The following is a 17,487-nucleotide window of genomic DNA, read 5'->3' on the forward strand; positions in this document are numbered from 1 at the left end:
AAACAGAAATGTTTTTGCTAGTGTTCGGCGAGCAGTTGGGCTTTCGCCTCAATCAAGAACTCCGCCATTTTGGCTCGGATCGTATCGGGGTCAGACTTGTCACCCAGATCGCCTGCAACCTTGCGCACGACATCCTCGTGGCCCGCCTCTTCAAAATCGGCTTTTACGACTTCCTTGGCGTATTCAGCCGCGTCATCGCCAGATTTGCCAAGAAGCTCTGCCGCCCAAAGGCCCAGCAGCTTGTTGCGGCGGGCTTCGGCTTTGAACTGCATTTCCGCATCATGGGCGAATTTGTTTTCAAAGGCGTTTTCGCGGTCATCAAACGTGGTCATTAGGGTGTCCTCTTAGAATACTGTTGACCTCTATGTAGGGACGATCTTGTCGTTTGTATATGCGTCAGCTTTGCCCGTTTTGCCTCTTGATTGGTCATGGGTGGCCGTCTGCGTCACGCATCGGCTGCCAAAAGCCGTCATCGGTCTTTCCCTCAGTTAGGATTCGCATAAGAAAAATGAGGCCAAGCGGGTATAAGCCGCTCGTTCTCGCGGGCGCAAAACTGCAAGCGATTCAAAGCGATCCTGCAAGCCCTTGGTCACCCTGCTTTATCCGCAGTTGCGGGTGTCGCGCCCTTGTCTTATACGGGCGCCAGGCGTGTGGAGCCATCAAGCCCACGCGAGAACGGAGTTTCCATGGCGCGTCGCAAGAAGATCTACGAGGGTAAGGCAAAAGTCCTCTATGAAGGCCCCGAGCCCGGCACATTCGTGCAATATTTCAAGGATGATGCCACCGCCTTCAACGCCGAGAAAAAGGACGTGATCGAAGGCAAGGGTGTGCTCAACAACCGCCTGTCCGAGTTCTTCATGATCGGTCTTGAGAATATCGGTGTGCCGACGCATTTTCTGAAACGCATCAATATGCGCGAGCAATTGATCCGCCAGGTCGAGATTATCCCGCTGGAAGTGATCGTTCGTAATTACGCCGCCGGCACGATGAGCAAACGTCTGGGGCTGGAAGAGGGCACGCGCCTGCCGCGCCCGATCGTCGAGTTTTGCTATAAGGATGACAGCCTTGGTGATCCGCTCGTCGCGGAAGAGCATATCATCGCATTCAACTGGGCAACCCAGCAGGATCTGGACGACATGGTCGCGCTGGCGCTGCGCGTCAACGACTTCATGTCGGGCCTGATGTATGGCGTGGGCATCAAGCTGGTCGATTTCAAGATCGAGATCGGGCGCATCTGGGACAATGATTTCCAGCGCCTTGTCGTCGCGGATGAGATTAGCCCCGACAGCTGCCGCCTCTGGGATATCGAGACCGGTCAGAAGCTCGACAAGGATGTCTTCCGCCGGGATTTGGGATCGCTCGCGGATGCTTATACCGAAGTGGCGCGTCGTTTGGGGGTTTTGCCTTCGAATGCCACCCATATGCCAAAGCCGACACTGATTAATTAAGGAACAGGGCCATGAAAGCACGGGTTCATGTCATGCTGAAAAACGGGGTTCTGGACCCGCAGGGCGAGGCGGTGAAGCACGCGCTTGGCACACTGGGCTTCGACGGTGTCGAAGGGGTCCGCCAAGGCAAGGTGATCGAGCTTGATCTGGCTGATGGCACGTCCGAGGCGACCGTGACCGAGATGTGCGAAAAGCTGCTCGCAAATACGGTGATCGAAAGCTACTCGGTCGAGCTGGTCTGATGCGCGCGGCGGTCCTGGTTTTTCCTGGCTCCAACTGCGACCGCGACATGGCGGTGGCGCTGAAAGCGGCGGGTGCCGAGGTCGAAATGGTCTGGCACAAGGACGCCGATCTGCCCTTGGGCGTTGATGTCGTCGCTGTTCCGGGTGGCTTTTCGTTCGGGGATTATTTGCGTTGCGGGGCCATCGCCGCGCAATCGCCTATTTGCAAGGCGCTTGTCGCGCATGTGGAGCGGGGCGGGTATGCGCTTGGCGTTTGTAATGGCTTTCAGGTTCTCACCGAAACAGGCCTGTTGCCCGGCGCGTTGATGCGTAATGCGGGGCTGAAATTTGTCTGCAAAACCATTGGCTTGGAGGTTGCCACCTCAAGCTCGGCCTTTACCGAAGGTTATAGTGCGGGCGACGTTCTTAGCATCCCGGTGGCCCATCACGACGGCAATTACGTGGCCGATGACGCGACATTGGCGAAGCTGCGCGATCAGGACCGCGTGGCGTTTCACTACACCGAAAATCCCAATGGCTCGACCGCCGATATCGCGGGCATTTTGTCGGAAAACCGCCGTGTTCTAGGGATGATGCCGCATCCTGAACGGGCCGTTGATGCGGCCCATGGAGGCACCGATGGGCAAGCGCTTTTCCGCACATTGGTTGGACAGCTCGAAAACGTGTGACTTGAGCGGGGCGGGCAGGGCGCGTAATCTCTGGCAATGAGCCTGCCAGCCAACCCTGACGCCAAGCGCGACCCCACGCGAGCAGAGCGTGACATGACGCGCCCGTTGTCGTGGCGTGCACGATTGGCGCTTCTGGTGCTTGCGATCTTTGCGTGCACCACGGTCTGGCTGACAAATTCCCTTTTGACTGAACGGTTTACCGAAAGCACCAAAAACCGGGCCGAGCTGCGTTTGGCCCTGTATGCAGGCAACCTGATGTCAGAGATTCAGCGCAACTCCATCGTGCCGCAATTGCTTGCGCGGGATCCTGCGTTGATCGGGGCACTGGCCTCATCGGATTACTCACAATCCACCCAGCGCTTGCTGTCGTTCGTGGAGGAGATCGAGGCGAAATCTTTGATGCTGCTGGATGCCGACGGCCGTGCTGTGGCGGTATCGCAACGCGAGCAGTTGGGCTCTACCCATCGCGGCGAGCCGTATTTCGTGAATGCCCTGCGCTCCAGCGACACGGTGTTCAGCATCATCCCGACTGAAGCGGGCGCTTACCGCTTTACTTATTCGCGCAAGATCGAGTTCAACGCGCTCACGCTTGGGGTGATCGTGGTCGAGGTTGATCTGCGCCAGTTCGAGCTCAGCTGGGCCGGCATTTCCGACGCCGTCATCGTCACCAACTCAGAAGGCACTGTGATCCTGGCGACCGAACCGCGCTGGCGGGGCCGCACCGAAGAAGAAGCGCTGGCGCTGCAATCGGCCCCCTCGGCCATTGAGCGCGCGATCTGGGCGGCGGGCGATTGGACGAACCAATCGGTGGACGCCTATATCAGTGGTCGCGCGGTTATGCGGCTGGAAAACCGCCTCCCGTTCCAAGGCTGGAAAATCGCCTCTTTCACCACCTATGCGTCGGTGCGCGAACGGGTCAACGGGGTGCTCGCACTAGAGATCATGGGCTTTTCGATTCTGCTCGCGTTGGCCTTTTATTCGGTCAGCCGAAAAGCCACGTCTCGGCTGGTGTCGGTGCGCCAGGAATCGGCTGAACTTCGCCAGTTGAACGCGCGCCTGCAGCGGGAAATTGCCGAACGGGAGCGGGTTGAAAAGAACCTCCAAAGTGCGGAACAGACGCTTGCGCAAAGCTCCAAGCTGGCGGCCTTGGGCGAGATGTCAGCGGCGGTGAGTCATGAGTTGAATCAACCGCTTGCAGCGATGAAGACCTATCTCGCCGGGGCCAAGCTGTTGCTGCAACGCAAACGCCCGGACGAGGCGCTGAGTTCGTTCCAGCGGATCGACGATCTGATCGGTCGGATGGGGGCGATTACCCGTCAGCTGAAATCCTATGCCCGCAAGTCCGGGGACGTGCTTGAACCCTTGGATTTAAGGGATGCGGTGAAAGGTGCGCTGACGATGATGGAACCGCAATTGCGCCGCCGCACGGTCGAAATAAGCAAGACGTTGCCCCAAGAACCCGTGATGGTGATGGGCGACGCGCTGCGGATCGAACAGGTGATTATCAACCTGCTGCGCAACGCGCTGGACGCCACCCAGGCAGAGGCTGAGCCGCGCATTGATATCCTGCTCTCGGTCGGCGAGACCGCGACACTGACCGTGCGCGATAACGGGCAGGGGATTGATGACCTTGATGAGCTGTTCGAGCCCTTCTACACCACGAAACGCCCCGGAGATGGGGTCGGGCTTGGCCTTGCCATCTCCTCGGGCATCGTCAAGGACTTGGGCGGGCGATTGACCGCAAGGAACGCCGCCAGCAAGGGGGCCGTCTTTGACGTCCAATTGCCATTATTGGAGGCCTCAGCCGAGGCCGCAGAATGAGAGGTGCAGCATGGCACGTCCGATGAAGATTGCGATTGTAGACGACGAGCAGGATATGCGTCAGTCGATCAGCCAGTGGCTGGCGCTGTCGGGTTATGACACCGAAACCTTCGCGAGCGCCGAGGATGCGCTGAAGGGTCTGGGCAATGATTATCCCGGCGTTGTCGTCAGTGACATCAAGATGCCCGGCATGGACGGGATGCAGTTTCTCAAGCGGCTGATGTCCGTCGATAGCGGGCTGCCGGTCATCATGATTACCGGCCATGGCGATGTGCCCATGGCCGTTGAGGCGATGCGCGTTGGTGCGTTCGATTTTCTGGAAAAGCCGTTCAACCCAGACCGCATGACCGAACTGGCCAAGAAGGCCACCCAAATGCGGCGCATGACGCTGGACAACCGTGTGCTGCGCAAAGAGCTGTCCGATGGCGGCGCGCTGATGCGCAAGCTGATTGGCTCGTCCCCGGTGATGGAGCGGCTGCGGGAGGATATCCTCGATCTGGGGCAGGCTGATGGTCACGTCTTGATCGAAGGTGAGACCGGCACCGGCAAGACCCTTGTGGCGCACGCGCTTCACGCGGTTGGCGCGCGCGCGTCCAAGAAATTCGTTCTGGTCAGCTGTGGCGCTTATGATGAAGACGCGCTGGCCCATCGGCTTTTTGGCCCGGTCGAGGATGACAGCCCGATCCCTGCCATTGAAGAAGCCCGTGGGGGCACTCTTGTTCTGGAGGATGTCGAAGCGCTGTCCGATCCGCTGCAAGCCAAGCTGCTGACGGTCATCAACGACCAGGGCACACCAGCTGAAACGCGGATCGTCGCGATCTCGAACCTGCAAGAGCGGGGTAAAACGTCTGAAGATGTGCTGCGTGGCGACCTCTTTTACCGATTGGCGGCCCTCAAGATCACCGTGCCGCCGCTGCGCCAGCGCGGTGAGGACATCCTGACGCTCTTCACACGGCTTTCTGAGCAATACGCCGATGACTACGGCTGCGACGCGCCTGAGATCAGCGCGCAGGAGGCAGCTCAATTGTTGCAGGCTCCTTGGCCCGGCAATGTGCGCCAACTGATCAACGTGGCCGAGCGCGCCGTGCTGCAAAATCGCCGTGGATCAGGCTCCATCGCCAGCCTGCTGATGGCAGACAACGAAGAAGCTGCCCCCACGATGACGACCGAAGGCAAGCCGCTGAAAGAATATGTCGAGGCATTCGAGCGGATGCTGATCGATAACACGATGCGGCGGCATAAGGGCTCTATCGTGAACGTCATGGACGAGCTGCAATTACCACGCCGGACCCTGAACGAGAAGATGGCGAAATACGGTCTTCAGCGGTCAGATTACCTCTGACGCGGACGGAAACAGCGCACATCCTCAGGTTGAATTGCTAAAGTCCTGCTATTTTGCAGGGCTTTGGCGCTCAATTCCTTCTTGTAGGGAATTGGCCATTGTAATGATTGCGTAACGTCCCTTATGTTAGCGGTAAGTGACAAGTGTCTTGTGACACCTCTGCGCTTTAGACAGATTTGCCGTCCTGAGCGTTTTGCGTGCGAAATCACGCCCTCGGAGACGGATGTAAGTTCTGGTTTCACCTCTCAATGGTGAGGCCCGTGAAATGCCCGAGACGCTCAGCGCCGGGTCGTAAATGGGCGGGGGACACCCCTGTCGGAGAAGAAACGCGATGCAACGCGCGACAGATATGAGGGACGCAGCAGGGGGCGAAACCGCCCATGCGCTCCCTATGCGCGTGCTCGCCATCACCAGACACCACCCGCAAACGCTCGCTCCCCCAGGGGAGGGTGATTTGCCGCGGTGCACAGAGAAAACATGGCTAAGAAAATGCTTATCGACGCCACCCACGCGGAAGAGACCCGCGTCGTGGTGGTTGACGGAAACAAGGTCGAGGAGTTCGACTTTGAATCCGAAAACAAACGCCAGCTTGCTGGCAACATCTATCTTGCAAAAGTAACACGGGTCGAGCCGTCGCTGCAGGCGGCCTTCGTGGACTACGGAGGGAACCGGCACGGTTTCCTCGCGTTCTCGGAAATCCACCCGGATTACTACCAGATTCCCGTCGCCGACCGCGAAGCGCTAATGGCCGAAGAAAAGGCCTATGCTGAGCAGTTGAAAGCCGACGCCGAGGAAGAGAAAGACAAGCCCAAGCGCGGCCGTGGCCGTCGTCGGGGCGGCAAGGCCAAGGCCGAAGAGGTCAAGGTCGAGGACGCAGTTGAAACCGCCGAAGTGGCCGTTGATGAAGATGCGCCCAGCGGTATGGAAACCATTGATCTGGACAGCTCTGACGAGGGGCTGTCACCGATGGAAACCGTCGCCGAGACGCCTGTCGAAACCCCCGAAGTGGGCGAGGATGACAGTGCGGACACACCGTCCGACGACAATGATGATGACGATGATGCGACTGACGCGAAATCCGATGCCACGGCCAAGGATGACAGCATCGAATCTGTCGCCGATGAGGACGATAGCGAAGATATCCGCCCCGCGCGCAAACCGCGTCCGCGCCGCTATAAAATTCAGGAAGTCATCAAGGTCCGTCAGATCCTGCTGGTGCAGGTCGTCAAGGAAGAGCGTGGCAACAAGGGGGCCGCACTTACGACCTATCTGTCGCTGGCCGGTCGCTACTGCGTCTTGATGCCGAATACCGCGCGGGGTGGTGGCATCTCTCGCAAGATCACCAACGCCGCTGACCGCAAGAAGCTGAAAGAAATCGCCAACGAGATCGAAGTGCCCGATGGCGCCGGTCTGATCGTGCGCACGGCGGGTGCCAAGCGCACCAAGTCCGAGATCAAGCGCGACTACGAGTACCTGCAGCGGCTCTGGGAAGAGATCCGCGCGCTGACCCTCAAATCCATCGCGCCTGCAAAGATTTACGAGGAAGGCGACCTGATCAAACGCTCGATCCGTGATCTTTATAACCGCGAGATTGACGAGGTGTTTGTCGAAGGCGAGGCGGGCTACCGCGTGGCCAAGGACTTCATGAAGATGATCATGCCGTCCCACGCCAAGAACGTGAAGCATTACACCGACCCGCTGCCGCTCTTCGCGCGCTATCAGGTGGAAAGCTATCTTGCGGGCATGTTCAACCCGACCGTTCAGCTGAAATCCGGTGGCTACATCGTGATCGGCGTGACCGAAGCGCTGGTGGCGATCGACGTGAACTCGGGCCGGGCTACCAAGGAAGGCTCGATCGAGGAAACCGCTCTCAAGACCAACCTTGAGGCCGCCGAGGAAGTCGCCCGCCAACTGCGTCTGCGCGACCTTGCGGGCCTGATCGTGATCGACTTCATCGACATGGACGAGCGCCGCAACAACACTGCCGTTGAAAAGCGGATGAAGGACAAGCTCAAGACGGATCGCGCCCGTATTCAGGTTGGCCGCATCTCGGGCTTCGGCCTGATGGAGATGTCGCGCCAGCGCCTGCGTCCCGGCATGATCGAAGCGACGACCCAGCCTTGTCCTCATTGCCACGGCACGGGTCTGCTGCGTTCGGATGACAACCTCGCCTTGTCGATCCTGCGGCAGTTGGAAGAGGAAGGCGTGCGCGGCCGCTCCAAAGAGGTGCTGCTGAAAGCGCCTATGGGGATCGTGAACTTCCTGATCAACGACAAGCGTGAACACATCGCCCAGATCGAGGCGCGCTACGGTTTGTCCGTGCGCTTGGAAGGCGATCCGATGATGGTCTCGCCTGACTTCTCGATTGAGAAATACAAGACCGCGACGCGCCGTGTTGCTGAACGTGTGGCTCCAGTTGTGTCGGTCGATTCCTCAATCATGGATGATATCGACGATTCGGTTGTAGTCGACGCAGAGGAGGCTCCGGCCCCTCAGGGCGCACCCGCAACCGAGGAAACCGCAGACGGCGAACAGCAGCCCCGCAAACGCCGCCGTCGGCGTCGCCGTCGGCGCGGTGGTGGCGGCAATGGCGAGCACCAGCATTCTGAGGATCAATCGCCCGATGGCGCGCCGCAAGGCGAGCCTGCGCGAGAGCAGGCGGCGGATGCGGAAGCTCCAAAAGCCGAAGCGGTCGAGGCGACTGAGGCTGAGGAAAAGCCGAAGAAACGCACTCGTACGCGCCGCAAGAAATCCGATGACGCGCCCAAAGACGCCCCCAGCGAGGCGGCTGAGGCAGAAGCGGCACCTGAGAAAGCAAAGCCCGAGGACGCGCCTGCAGAGGAGACCGCCGAGGAAAAGCCAAAGAAGCGCGCACCACGCAAACGCAAAGCGCCTGCCAAAAAGGAGGCCGCAGAAGAGACGGCCCCCGTGCCGGAAATGGCTGAAGCCGCACCTGAGACAAAAGCGGCAGAGCCTGCACCGGAGCCCGCTCCCGCGCCTGAACCGGTGGCGGAAGTGGCGACAGCTGCGCCTGAACCGGTGCCTGCCAAGGACGACAAGCCCAAGAAGAAGGGCTGGTGGTCGATGGGTCGCTGATGGCGCGCATCGTCATCACAGGTGGCTGTGGATTTTTGGGCCAGCGTCTTGCGCTGGCCCTTCTTGCAAAAGAGCACCTGACGCTTCCGGATGGAACGTCGATTGAAACCTCCGACATCGCTCTGGCCGACCGCCCCGGCGCGTCGCTTGTGGCTGCGCTGGAAGGGCAGGTCAGCGTCGTCCCGGTGGACATCACGGATGCGGCACAAGTGGGCGCGCTGATCGACGCGGATACGGCACTGGTCTACCACCTTGCCGCTGTCGTCAGCGGGCAGGCAGAAGCCGAGTTTGATTTGGGTCTGACGGTTAATTTCGACGGCACCCGCAATGTGCTGGACGCCGCCCGCGCGCTGCAGCGCAACGTCCCGGTGATTGGCACGTCCTCGCTCGCCGTCTTTGGCGGAGCGCTGCCAGATGTTCTGACCGAGACCACCGCGACCCATCCGGGCAACTCTTACGGCATGGCCAAGGCGATGTCCGAAATGTTGATGAGCGACTATCGCCGCAAAGGCTTTGCAGAAGCGCGTACGTTGCGTCTGCCGACAATCATCGTGCGTCCCGGCGCACCAAACGCAGCAGCCTCGTCCTTCGCGTCGGGCATCTTCCGCGAGCCGCTGATGGGCCAGCCCTCAGTCTGTCCGGTCTCGCCCGACCTGAAAATGTGGCTGGCTTCACCAGAAACCGCCATCGCCGCGCTGATCCGCGCTGCAGAAGTGCCTGCCGCAGACTGGCCCGCCTTCAGTGCCCTCAACGTGCCTGGCGTGACCGCGTCAGTCGCGCAGATGCTGGACGCCTTGGAGGCTGTGGGCGGCGCTGAAGCCCGCGCGCGCGTTACGATGCAACCGGACGCGAAGATTGAAGCCATTGTCGGGACGTGGCCGTCTGCGTTTGACACTGCGTTGGCCGGCGGCCTTGGTTTTGAAGGTGATCGGTCTGTGCGCGAGATCGTGCAGCGGTTCAAGGATGGGCTGGCTTAGGGATTTGCCTGCGGCGCGGATACTTGGAAAAAGCGAAGCGGCTTCCAATAAAAGAGTCAAAAAAAAGCGAAGCGGCTTCCGGTAAAAGAGTCAAAAAAAGCGAAGCGGCTTCCAGTAAAAGATCCTGAAAAAGCACAGCGGCGTCGACCATTGCCTCAATGGAGAAAGCCAGCGCGCGCGTCAGGTTTTTCGGATCTCATAGACCTGGTGGGTCTCTGCGTCGGTTTGCTGCACAAGCTCATGCCCGCTCTCGACACAGAAATGCGGAATATCGACAATGGCCGCTGGATCATCGGCAAGCACGGTCAACACATCGCCTTTCGCAAGCGATTTCAGGCGCTTGCGGGCTTTAAGGACGGGCAGGGGGCAAAGAAGCCCGGTGGCATCCAGGGTCAGATCGTCGCTCATGTCTTGCGATATGGCGCGGGTGTTACAACTTGTCCACCAAGTTGTGAGCGAGCGGTGCGTGACGCGCCCGGCACGATGGCCTATTGGGGAAGGTATGTTCGGATTTGACATCATAGACGCCAGCCTTGTGCCGGCCATGAGCATCGCGCTTTTCGCGGGTATCCTGTCGTTCCTGTCGCCCTGCGTGTTGCCCATCGTGCCGCCTTATCTGGCCTATATGAGCGGCGTGTCGGTCAATGACATGTCCAGCACGTCAGCTGCGCGTCGCAAGGCTTTGATATCAGCCAGCTTCTTCGTGTTGGGCCTCTCGACGGTTTTCCTGTTTTTAGGCTTCACCGCCTCGGTTTTCGGGCGGTTTTTCCTGATGAAACAGGAATGGTTTGTTGGCATCGCAGGCGCCATTGTGATGATCTTCGGCGCGCATTTTCTGGGCGTGTTCCGCATCGGTTTCATGGACCGCGAGATGCGCGTGGATGCGGGCGACCGCGGTGGTTCCGCCTTCGGGGCCTATATTCTGGGCCTCGCCTTCGCCTTTGGCTGGACGCCCTGCATTGGCCCGATCCTCGGCTCGATCCTGTCACTCGCCGCGTCGGAGGCCAGCGTCACCCGTGGCACCACGTTGCTGGGCGTCTACGCCATCGGGTTGGGCATCCCGTTCCTGTTGGTCGCTGCTTTCTTCCCCTCCATGACGGGCCTGATGGCCTGGATGAAACGCCATATGGAGCGGATCGAGCGGGTTATGGGATTGTTACTTTGGACGGTGGGTCTGATGATGCTGACCGGGCAATTTACAGATCTGGCCTGGTGGCTGAACGAGCAATTCCCAGCGCTACAAGCCTTCGGATAGGGCTTATTTTCGACCAAATTCTGGGCTAGCTTTGTGGCATGGTAACCGGTGCAACAGGTCAGGTCGCGCGGCGTCGGGTGATGTATATCCCCGGCTATGATCCGATTCATCCCCGCCGTTACCGCGAGCTTTACCGTAAGGAAAGTGCCGCTCAGGCCGCGATCAGTGGGTATGAGATCGGCATCTCTCCGAAGACGAGCGGCGGCCCTTACGGCTGGCAGGTTGCCGCGCGCATTGACGGGCAACAGGTGCAGGCCGATATCGACGTGCTGGTCTGGTCCGACATCGTGCGCGGCTCGATGGCGCAAGGCATTCTGGCGACTTATGGCCAGCTTGTGCGCACTGCTTGGGTCTATGTTTCCACCGGGACGCTTAGGCGGTTGATGTGGCTGCGCAAAGGCCCGGTGATTGCCGCGCTCTACCCGGTCGGGATGTTGCTCTTACAACTGGCCGTGGCGCTGTCGCTCAGTTCGCTGGTCGGAGGGCTTTTGGTTGACGCTCTGGAATGGATCGCAGGTGATGTCGGCCTTCTTGGCACCTTGATCGAATGGGGCGTTCTGGCTGGCGGAACAGCGGCTGGGCTGCACTGGTTTCGCAAACACGACAATCGGTTTTTTGCCTATTACCTGATGCATGACTACGCTTATTCGGCGCGCTGGCGTGGCGCGAACCCGCCCGAACTTGAAGCGCGGATGGCCGAGTTCGAAGATCTGATCGCCGAGGCACTACAGAGCGACGCAGACGAGGTGCTGATCGTCGGTCACTCCTCCGGTGCGCATCTCGCGGTCTCGATCCTAGCGGATCTAATCCGCGCCGGGCGGGTGCCTGAGACAGGCCCAAAGCTGGCGTTTCTATCGCTCGGCCAAGTTGTTCCCATGGTGTCATTTTTGCCCGAGGCGCACCGCTTGCGCGCCGATCTGAATTATCTCTCCGCGCGCGACGAACTCACTTGGGTCGACGTGACCGCGCCTGGCGATGGGTGCGCCTTTGCGCTGTGCGATCCGGTGTCGGTCAGTGGCGTCGCACCCGATGAAAAGCGCTGGCCGCTGGTCTTTTCAGCCGCTTTCACCCAGACGCTTAGCCCCGCGCGCTGGAAAGAGCTCCGCTGGCGCTTCTTCCGCCTGCATTTCCAGTATCTTTGCGCGTTTGATCGCCCAAAGGACTACGACTATTTCCAGATCACCGCTGGCCCCATCAGCCTGTCCGAACGGTATGCAGATCGCCCACCGTCGCGGTCCCGGATCGACGCGCCAGCGTCCAAGTTTACGTCGATGGCCGCATGATCCCGCCCAAGCCCGCGTCACGCCCCAATAAGGTCTCGCTATGGCGCTATCTGCGACTGTTCCGCCAAGACATTCTGTCGGCGCAGCCAGCCAAGCTCTACCGCGCGTGGATGGCCGAGTTTCGCACACCGTTCTTTCGCAGCTATCTGGTAAACCAGCCCGATCTGGTGAAGACGGTTCTGAAAGACCGTCCCGATGATTTTCCGAAATCCGACCGAATCAGCGAAGGCTTGCGCCCTTTGCTGGGCGACAGCGTGTTTCTGACCAATGGCGAGACATGGAAGCGGCAGCGGCGCATCATTGATCCAGCTTTCGAAGGCGGGCGCTTGCGCGATACGTTTCCCGCGATGTGGGCTGCGGGGCAGGCGGCGGTGACGCGCTTTCCCCAAGGTATCGTGGAGATGGAGGAGCAGACATCCCACGCCGCCGCGGACGTGATCTTTCGCACGCTCTTCTCGATCCCGATTGAGCATGAGATCGCGGCGCAGGTCTTCACCGAGTTTCGCGATTATCAACGCACCCAGCCGATTTTGAACCTTGCCGCGTTTGTACCGTTGCCCTCGTGGGTGCCACGTGGCCATCGCAGGCGCACAAAGGACACAGCGCGTTCAATCCGCGCGTTGATCACGCGGCTGACAGAGGCACGGATGGCGGCGATTACTGATGGCAGCGCGCCCGATGATCTGGCGACCAAGATCATGACCACCGCCGATCCCGTAACAGGAGAAACCTTCACGACGCAGGAAATGGTCGATCAGGTCGCGATTTTCTTCCTTGCGGGTCATGAGACCAGCGCTTCGGCGCTGGCCTGGACGCTGTATCTGATGGCGCTTTATCCCGACTGGCAAGACCGTGTCGCGACGGAGGCAGCGGCCCTCCAAGAGGGCGTTTTCAGTGAGGTCTCGAAACTCGAACTCAGCCGCAACGTCTTTCGTGAGGCCCTCCGGCTCTACCCGCCGGTCCCCATGATGGTGCGCGAGACAACCTGTCCCGAGCGGTTCCGCGACCGCGATATCCCAAAGGGCGCGCAGATTGTGCTCAGCCCATGGCATCAGCATCGTCACAAGCGTCTTTGGGACAACCCGGACGCCTTCGATCCCGACCGGTTTGAAACCGAGAATGGCAAGACCTGCCTGCGCGAGGCGTATATGCCGTTTTCCAGCGGCGCGCGGGTCTGCACCGGCGCCGGCTTTGCGATGGTGGAGGGACCATTGCTCTTGTCGATGCTTCTCAAAGCCTACCGCTTCGAGCTGGTGGCGGGGGAGGTGCCTGTCCCGGTCGCGCATCTCACCGTGCGTTCAAAGGACGGCATCCGGTTGCGCGTCTCGCGACGGTAGAAAGGCTTTTCAGAAAAGCCTTTGAAAAGTTTTCTGAAAACTTTTCAGCACAAGACATGAACCTGCTCATTGTTGCAAAAGACAACAAACTGGCCCCCGTTCTCCACGCAATGAAATCCGCGGCGCTTGATTTCACGCACAAACCTCTCGCGTCCAACCGTGCGCTCCACATCCCGCGCCTTACGGCGCACGATGCCACCTTGGCGCGCGGCTTTGCTATCGAAAATTTGCTGTAACCAGAGATCGGGCGGGAGAAGGGCGACGGCATAACTCATACCCGTGATCCTTAGCCGTCTTGGTTAAGATCTTGATAATAGCGCAGAACATAAAGCCGAATGGCTGACGCGAGGCCTATTTCCAACCCGCGATCTGCATCAATTTCAACAGCCAATGCATTGATCGGCTTGCCTTTTTCCTCTGCGATATGCCGGAACGCGTCCCAGAAGGGATCCTCCAAAGATACGCTGGTGCGGTGGCCTTTCAACGTGACCGAGCGTTTCGTGGGCCGCAGGCTCATGTCTTCTTGACCCCATCCAGATCGCGCGCCGCTTTCTCAGTCCGCGCGCGATCGAGCTCCCTTTCGGCCTTGGAGCGGCCATGCAAAATGGCGTTCTGATCCGCACGGGCCTTCTTCGCAGCCCGCGCCTTATCCTTGCGAAACCGGTTCAGATTGACCGGCTGCGCCATTACTTTGGGCCTACCATATTTTCGGGCCGCACGACGCGGTCGAAGGTCTCTTCATCGACAAACCCAAGCGCAATCGCCTCTTCCTTTAGGGTCGTGCCGTTCTTATGCGCCGTTTTGGCGACCTTGGTGGCGTTGTCATAGCCAATCTCGGGCGCCAATGCGGTGACCAGCATCAGACTTTCGCGCATCAACCGCTCGATCCGGTCCGCATCGGCTTTCAGACCGACGACCAGATTGTCGGTGAAGGTCGACGCCGCATCACCCAGCAATTGCATGCTCTGCAGCACGTTATAGGCCATCATCGGTTTGTAGACGTTCAGCTCGAAATGCCCTTGCGATCCGGCAAATCCAACGGCGGCGTCATTGCCGAAGACATGGGCGCAGACCTGCGTCAGCGCCTCGCATTGGGTGGGGTTTACCTTGCCGGGCATGATCGACGATCCCGGCTCGTTTTCCGGCAAGATCAACTCGCCCAGCCCGCAGCGGGGGCCAGAGCCCAGCAGGCGGATGTCATTCGCGATCTTGAAAAGCGACGCGGCGACAACTTTCAACGCCCCTGAAATCTCGACCATCGCGTCATGGGCGGCCAGCGCCTCGAATTTGTTCGGAGCGGTCACGAAGGGCAGACCTGTGATCTCCGCCATGTTCTTGGCGACCATTTTGTCCCAGCCGACCTTGGTGTTCAGCCCGGTGCCGACCGCCGTGCCGCCTTGGGCCAACTCATAGATACGGCCCAAAGCGTCCTTCACCCGCGCGATGCCCATAGCGACCTGATGGGTGTAGCCCGAAAACTCCTGCGACAGGGTCAAGGGCGTCGCATCTTGCGTATGGGTGCGACCGATCTTGATGATGCCGTCGAACTCCTCGACCTTGGCTTGCAGGGCAGCGTGCAGCTTTTCCAGACCGGGGATCAGCACGTCATGGGCGGTCATCGCTGTCGCGATATGCATCGCCGTGGGGAAGGTGTCATTGGACGACTGCCCCATATTGCAGTGGTCATTGGGGTGCACCGGGTCTTTCGATCCGATCTCGCCGCCCATGATCTCGATCGCGCGGTTCGCAATCACCTCGTTGGAGTTCATGTTGGATTGCGTTCCAGACCCGGTCTGCCAGACCACAAGCGGGAAGTTGTCGTCAAACTTGCCTTCAAACACCTCGCCTGCGGCCTGCACAATGGCCGCGCCACGCTCTGCGTCCAGCGATCCCAGCTCCATATTCGCCTGCGCGCAGGCCTTCTTGATGACACCCAGCGCGCGCACGATGGCGACTGGCTGCTTTTCCCACCCAATGGGGAAATTCATAATCGAGCGCTGCGTCTGCGCGCCCCAATACTTGTCGGAGGGAACCTCCAACGGGCCAAAGCTGTCGGTTTCGGTGCGGGTCTGGGCCATAATATGCTCTCCGGTATGCAGTTGCATGCCGTTTACCGTGCCGCGGCCAGTGCTGCAATCGGCAGTTTGGCGCAGGGGGCGACCAAGGGTTTACTTGCGAAAACTGTCGAGGCTGACAACCTCTGCCTCGCCCTTGGGCGTTTCCTTGGTGTCGTCTTCGGGCAGTTCGATATCCTCGGCCACGATCATCGGGGCAGGGGGCGCATCGCTGTCATCGCCGTCTTGCGTCTCAAAGCGCAGACCAAATTCAACCGACGGATCCACAAAGGTCAGGATCGCGTCATAGGGAATATAAAGCGGCTCAGGGCTATCCCCGAAATTCAGCGTCACCGCAAAGCCTTCATCGGTCACGGTCAGATTGTCGAACCAATGCTGCATCACCACCGTCATCTCGCCGGGATAGCGATCCGACAGCCAGTCGGCGATCTCTACATCCGGGTGCATTGTGTCAAAGGTGATGAAGAAATGATGCTCGCCGGGCAATCCGGTCTCGGCCACATCTGTCAGCACCTGCTGGATCAGCCCGCGCATGGCGTGGTGCATCAGATTTCCGTAGTCAATGCTGGACGACATCAAAGGCCCCTCGGCTTGGCTTCTTTTTAACCATAGCGGATTCGGTTCGAGATTAAAGGGCGGGTCCGCTCACATCGCCAGCCCCTGCACCGCAACCCCGGCCAGCGCCATGACAAGCAGCACCAGCGGCAGCGACAGACGCAACCCGAAGATCAAAATCGCGGCCACGACTGTCAGTCCAAGGGCCGCAAGCGACAGGCTGCCCGGCACGGGGACAGGCAATTGCGTGCCCAGAAACGGTGTCGGCGTCAGCGTGGTGAAAAAGACATGCAGCGCGAACCAGACCGACAGGTTGGCAATGACACCGACGACCGCTGAGGTGACGGCCTTCAGCGCGGCCTCGATGCGCGGTGCACGTGCCAGATGTTCGACATAAGGCGCGCCTGCGAAGATCCATAAAAAGCAGGGAATAAACGTCACCCAAAGCGTCAGTGCCGCCGCAGTGATCCCCAGCCCAAGGCCGCGCTCCTGAAAGCCCGCCAGAAAGCCCACGAACTCGGTCACCAGAATCAGTGGGCCGGGGGTGGTTTCGGCCAGTCCCAGCCCGTCGATCATCTGCGCTGTGCTGAGCCAGCCGTAATTCTGCACGACCTCTTGGGTCATATAGGCCAGCACCGCGTAAGCCCCGCCAAAGGTCACAACAGCCATTTTCGAGAAGAAAAGGCCAATGTCGGTCAGAAACTCCGCCTGCAAGGCGAATGCCGCCGCAATGGGGGCACTCCACAGCGCGCCCCAAAGCATGATCGTGCGCGGCAAATGCACATGTGACATCGGCGTGGCCAGCCCGGTGCCTTTGTGCGCTTGGCTTAACCCAACCAGCGCTGCCACCCCGATGATGATTGGAAACGGCACGCCAATGGCGAAGATCGCGATGAACGCAGCAATGGCCAGCGCCCAGCTCAGCGGCGTGGCCAGCGCCTTTTTCGACAGTTTGAGCAAGGCCTGCAGCACGATCAGGATGACGGCAGATTTGATGCCCAAAAAAGCCCCCTGCACCCAGTTCAGATCGCTATAGAACGCGTATCCAATGGCCAAAGCCAGCACCACCGCCGCGCCGGGCAGCACAAAAAGCGCCCCTGCGATAAGCCCGCCAACCGTGCCATGCAGCCGCCACCCGGCATAGGTCGCCAATTGCATCGCCTCGGGGCCGGGGAGCAGCATGCAAAACGACAGCGCGCGGAGGAAGTCCTGCTCTGTCAGCCATTTCTCTTTCTCGACCAGCGCGTCATGCATCAACGCGATCTGCGCGGCGGGACCTCCGAAGGACAGAACCCCGATACGGGCGAAAACACGGATGAGATGGGGCAGCGATGGCGCAGTCATGAAACGCATGACGCATGGGGTAGGGGTGGATTGCAACAGGGAGG

General features: G+C 59.9%; 18 protein-coding genes. 10 read left to right on the plus strand and 8 right to left on the minus strand.

Translation table 11 applies throughout. The features are described 5' to 3' along the window. Window positions 1-17: 17 nt before the first annotated feature. A complete protein-coding gene (locus KUW67_RS07205) occupies window positions 18-332 on the minus strand; it encodes a DUF1476 domain-containing protein (protein WP_224824622.1) in 315 nt (104 codons plus the stop codon). A 354-nt stretch (window positions 333-686) separates the two neighbouring features. Here KUW67_RS07205 and purC point away from each other — a divergent pair, with 354 nt between their 5' ends. From purC to denD, 7 genes are all read left to right on the plus strand, one after another. After that, the gene (purC, locus tag KUW67_RS07210) at window positions 687-1,448 is read left to right on the plus strand and encodes a phosphoribosylaminoimidazolesuccinocarboxamide synthase (protein WP_224824623.1); all 762 of its coding nucleotides are present in this window, start codon (window positions 687-689) and stop codon (window positions 1,446-1,448) included. An 11-nt stretch (window positions 1,449-1,459) separates the two neighbouring features. Continuing rightward, window positions 1,460-1,690 (plus strand): phosphoribosylformylglycinamidine synthase subunit PurS, encoded by a 231-nt coding sequence (purS, locus tag KUW67_RS07215; RefSeq protein ID WP_224824624.1) that lies wholly within the window; start codon window positions 1,460-1,462, stop codon window positions 1,688-1,690. Further along, window positions 1,690-2,358, plus strand: coding sequence for a phosphoribosylformylglycinamidine synthase subunit PurQ (gene purQ / locus KUW67_RS07220; protein ID WP_224824625.1), 669 nt, complete (start codon window positions 1,690-1,692; stop codon window positions 2,356-2,358). Before purS ends, purQ begins: the two co-directional genes overlap by 1 nt. A 36-nt stretch (window positions 2,359-2,394) precedes the next feature. Continuing rightward, window positions 2,395-4,179 carry an ATP-binding protein gene (locus KUW67_RS07225; RefSeq protein ID WP_370634925.1) on the plus strand — a complete coding sequence of 595 codons (1,785 nt, stop codon included), beginning with the start codon at window positions 2,395-2,397 and terminating at the stop codon, window positions 4,177-4,179. A gap of 10 nt (window positions 4,180-4,189) precedes the next feature. Then, window positions 4,190-5,521 carry a sigma-54 dependent transcriptional regulator gene (locus KUW67_RS07230; protein ID WP_224824626.1) on the plus strand — a complete coding sequence of 444 codons (1,332 nt, stop codon included), beginning with the start codon at window positions 4,190-4,192 and terminating at the stop codon, window positions 5,519-5,521. A 477-nt stretch (window positions 5,522-5,998) separates the two neighbouring features. After that, window positions 5,999-8,617, plus strand: coding sequence for a ribonuclease E/G (locus KUW67_RS07235; protein WP_224824627.1), 2,619 nt, complete (start codon window positions 5,999-6,001; stop codon window positions 8,615-8,617). Continuing rightward, window positions 8,617-9,594 carry a D-erythronate dehydrogenase gene (gene denD / locus KUW67_RS07240; protein WP_224824628.1) on the plus strand — a complete coding sequence of 326 codons (978 nt, stop codon included), beginning with the start codon at window positions 8,617-8,619 and terminating at the stop codon, window positions 9,592-9,594. The genes KUW67_RS07235 and denD overlap by 1 nt, the downstream gene beginning before the upstream one ends. Before the next feature lie 180 nt (window positions 9,595-9,774). On the opposite strand, the gene KUW67_RS07245 is transcribed toward denD, so the two are convergent. After that, on the minus strand, window positions 9,775-10,002 hold the full coding sequence (locus KUW67_RS07245) for a sulfurtransferase TusA family protein (RefSeq protein WP_224824629.1): 228 nt from the start codon (window positions 10,000-10,002) through the stop codon (window positions 9,775-9,777). 94 nt (window positions 10,003-10,096) lie between these two features. Between KUW67_RS07245 and KUW67_RS07250 the strand changes: the two genes are divergently transcribed. Genes KUW67_RS07250 through KUW67_RS07260 form a run of 3 tightly spaced genes read left to right on the plus strand, consistent with a single transcriptional unit; the run spans window position 10,097 to window position 13,469 of the window. Continuing rightward, window positions 10,097-10,849 carry a cytochrome c biogenesis CcdA family protein gene (locus KUW67_RS07250; RefSeq protein ID WP_224824630.1) on the plus strand — a complete coding sequence of 251 codons (753 nt, stop codon included), beginning with the start codon at window positions 10,097-10,099 and terminating at the stop codon, window positions 10,847-10,849. 38 nt (window positions 10,850-10,887) lie between these two features. Beyond that, entirely contained in the window at window positions 10,888-12,132 is a 1,245-nt protein-coding gene (locus KUW67_RS07255; RefSeq protein ID WP_224824631.1) for a hypothetical protein, read from the plus strand. Then, a complete protein-coding gene (locus tag KUW67_RS07260; RefSeq protein WP_224824632.1) occupies window positions 12,129-13,469 on the plus strand; it encodes a cytochrome P450 in 1,341 nt (446 codons plus the stop codon). Before KUW67_RS07255 ends, KUW67_RS07260 begins: the two co-directional genes overlap by 4 nt. Before the next feature lie 44 nt (window positions 13,470-13,513). Here KUW67_RS07260 and KUW67_RS07265 read toward each other — a convergent pair whose 3' ends face one another. From KUW67_RS07265 to chrA, 6 genes are all read right to left on the minus strand, one after another. Continuing rightward, window positions 13,514-13,744 (minus strand): N-(5'-phosphoribosyl)anthranilate isomerase, encoded by a 231-nt coding sequence (locus tag KUW67_RS07265; RefSeq protein ID WP_224824633.1) that lies wholly within the window; start codon window positions 13,742-13,744, stop codon window positions 13,514-13,516. Window positions 13,745-13,755: 11 nt separating this feature from the next. Next, the gene (locus KUW67_RS07270) at window positions 13,756-13,986 is read right to left on the minus strand and encodes a ribbon-helix-helix domain-containing protein (protein ID WP_224824634.1); all 231 of its coding nucleotides are present in this window, start codon (window positions 13,984-13,986) and stop codon (window positions 13,756-13,758) included. Continuing rightward, a complete protein-coding gene (locus KUW67_RS07275) occupies window positions 13,983-14,156 on the minus strand; it encodes a DUF4169 family protein (protein WP_224824635.1) in 174 nt (57 codons plus the stop codon). The genes KUW67_RS07270 and KUW67_RS07275 overlap by 4 nt, the downstream gene beginning before the upstream one ends. Continuing rightward, window positions 14,156-15,547, minus strand: coding sequence for a class II fumarate hydratase (gene fumC / locus KUW67_RS07280; protein ID WP_224824782.1), 1,392 nt, complete (start codon window positions 15,545-15,547; stop codon window positions 14,156-14,158). Before fumC ends, KUW67_RS07275 begins: the two co-directional genes overlap by 1 nt. A 90-nt stretch (window positions 15,548-15,637) precedes the next feature. Beyond that, window positions 15,638-16,120 carry an SspB family protein gene (locus KUW67_RS07285; RefSeq protein WP_224824636.1) on the minus strand — a complete coding sequence of 161 codons (483 nt, stop codon included), beginning with the start codon at window positions 16,118-16,120 and terminating at the stop codon, window positions 15,638-15,640. 69 nt (window positions 16,121-16,189) lie between these two features. Further along, window positions 16,190-17,443, minus strand: coding sequence for a chromate efflux transporter (gene chrA / locus KUW67_RS07290; protein ID WP_224824637.1), 1,254 nt, complete (start codon window positions 17,441-17,443; stop codon window positions 16,190-16,192). Between the last annotated feature and the right edge of the window lie 44 nt (window positions 17,444-17,487).

The organism is Cognatishimia sp. MH4019, assembly GCF_020177595.1.
GTDB lineage: Bacteria > Pseudomonadota > Alphaproteobacteria > Rhodobacterales > Rhodobacteraceae > JAHTBL01.

Excerpts from the sequence above, each read along its gene's own strand:
- KUW67_RS07275 (WP_224824635.1), bottom strand. The coding sequence starts at position 14,156 with ATGGCGCAGCCGGTCAATCTGAACCGGTTTCGCAAGGATAAGGCGCGG.
- KUW67_RS07235 (WP_224824627.1), top strand. The coding sequence starts at position 5,999 with ATGGCTAAGAAAATGCTTATCGACGCCACCCACGCGGAAGAGACCCGC.
- chrA (WP_224824637.1), bottom strand. The coding sequence starts at position 17,443 with ATGACTGCGCCATCGCTGCCCCATCTCATCCGTGTTTTCGCCCGTATC.
- KUW67_RS07205 (WP_224824622.1), bottom strand. The coding sequence starts at position 332 with ATGACCACGTTTGATGACCGCGAAAACGCCTTTGAAAACAAATTCGCC.
- denD (WP_224824628.1), top strand. The coding sequence starts at position 8,617 with ATGGCGCGCATCGTCATCACAGGTGGCTGTGGATTTTTGGGCCAGCGT.
- purC (WP_224824623.1), top strand. The coding sequence starts at position 687 with ATGGCGCGTCGCAAGAAGATCTACGAGGGTAAGGCAAAAGTCCTCTAT.
- KUW67_RS07285 (WP_224824636.1), bottom strand. The coding sequence starts at position 16,120 with ATGTCGTCCAGCATTGACTACGGAAATCTGATGCACCACGCCATGCGC.
- KUW67_RS07250 (WP_224824630.1), top strand. The coding sequence starts at position 10,097 with ATGTTCGGATTTGACATCATAGACGCCAGCCTTGTGCCGGCCATGAGC.
- KUW67_RS07245 (WP_224824629.1), bottom strand. The coding sequence starts at position 10,002 with ATGAGCGACGATCTGACCCTGGATGCCACCGGGCTTCTTTGCCCCCTG.
- KUW67_RS07260 (WP_224824632.1), top strand. The coding sequence starts at position 12,129 with ATGATCCCGCCCAAGCCCGCGTCACGCCCCAATAAGGTCTCGCTATGG.
- KUW67_RS07230 (WP_224824626.1), top strand. The coding sequence starts at position 4,190 with ATGGCACGTCCGATGAAGATTGCGATTGTAGACGACGAGCAGGATATG.
- purQ (WP_224824625.1), top strand. The coding sequence starts at position 1,690 with ATGCGCGCGGCGGTCCTGGTTTTTCCTGGCTCCAACTGCGACCGCGAC.
- KUW67_RS07255 (WP_224824631.1), top strand. The coding sequence starts at position 10,888 with ATGGTAACCGGTGCAACAGGTCAGGTCGCGCGGCGTCGGGTGATGTAT.
- KUW67_RS07270 (WP_224824634.1), bottom strand. The coding sequence starts at position 13,986 with ATGAGCCTGCGGCCCACGAAACGCTCGGTCACGTTGAAAGGCCACCGC.
- purS (WP_224824624.1), top strand. The coding sequence starts at position 1,460 with ATGAAAGCACGGGTTCATGTCATGCTGAAAAACGGGGTTCTGGACCCG.
- fumC (WP_224824782.1), bottom strand. The coding sequence starts at position 15,547 with ATGGCCCAGACCCGCACCGAAACCGACAGCTTTGGCCCGTTGGAGGTT.
- KUW67_RS07225 (WP_370634925.1), top strand. The coding sequence starts at position 2,395 with ATGAGCCTGCCAGCCAACCCTGACGCCAAGCGCGACCCCACGCGAGCA.
- KUW67_RS07265 (WP_224824633.1), bottom strand. The coding sequence starts at position 13,744 with ATGAGTTATGCCGTCGCCCTTCTCCCGCCCGATCTCTGGTTACAGCAA.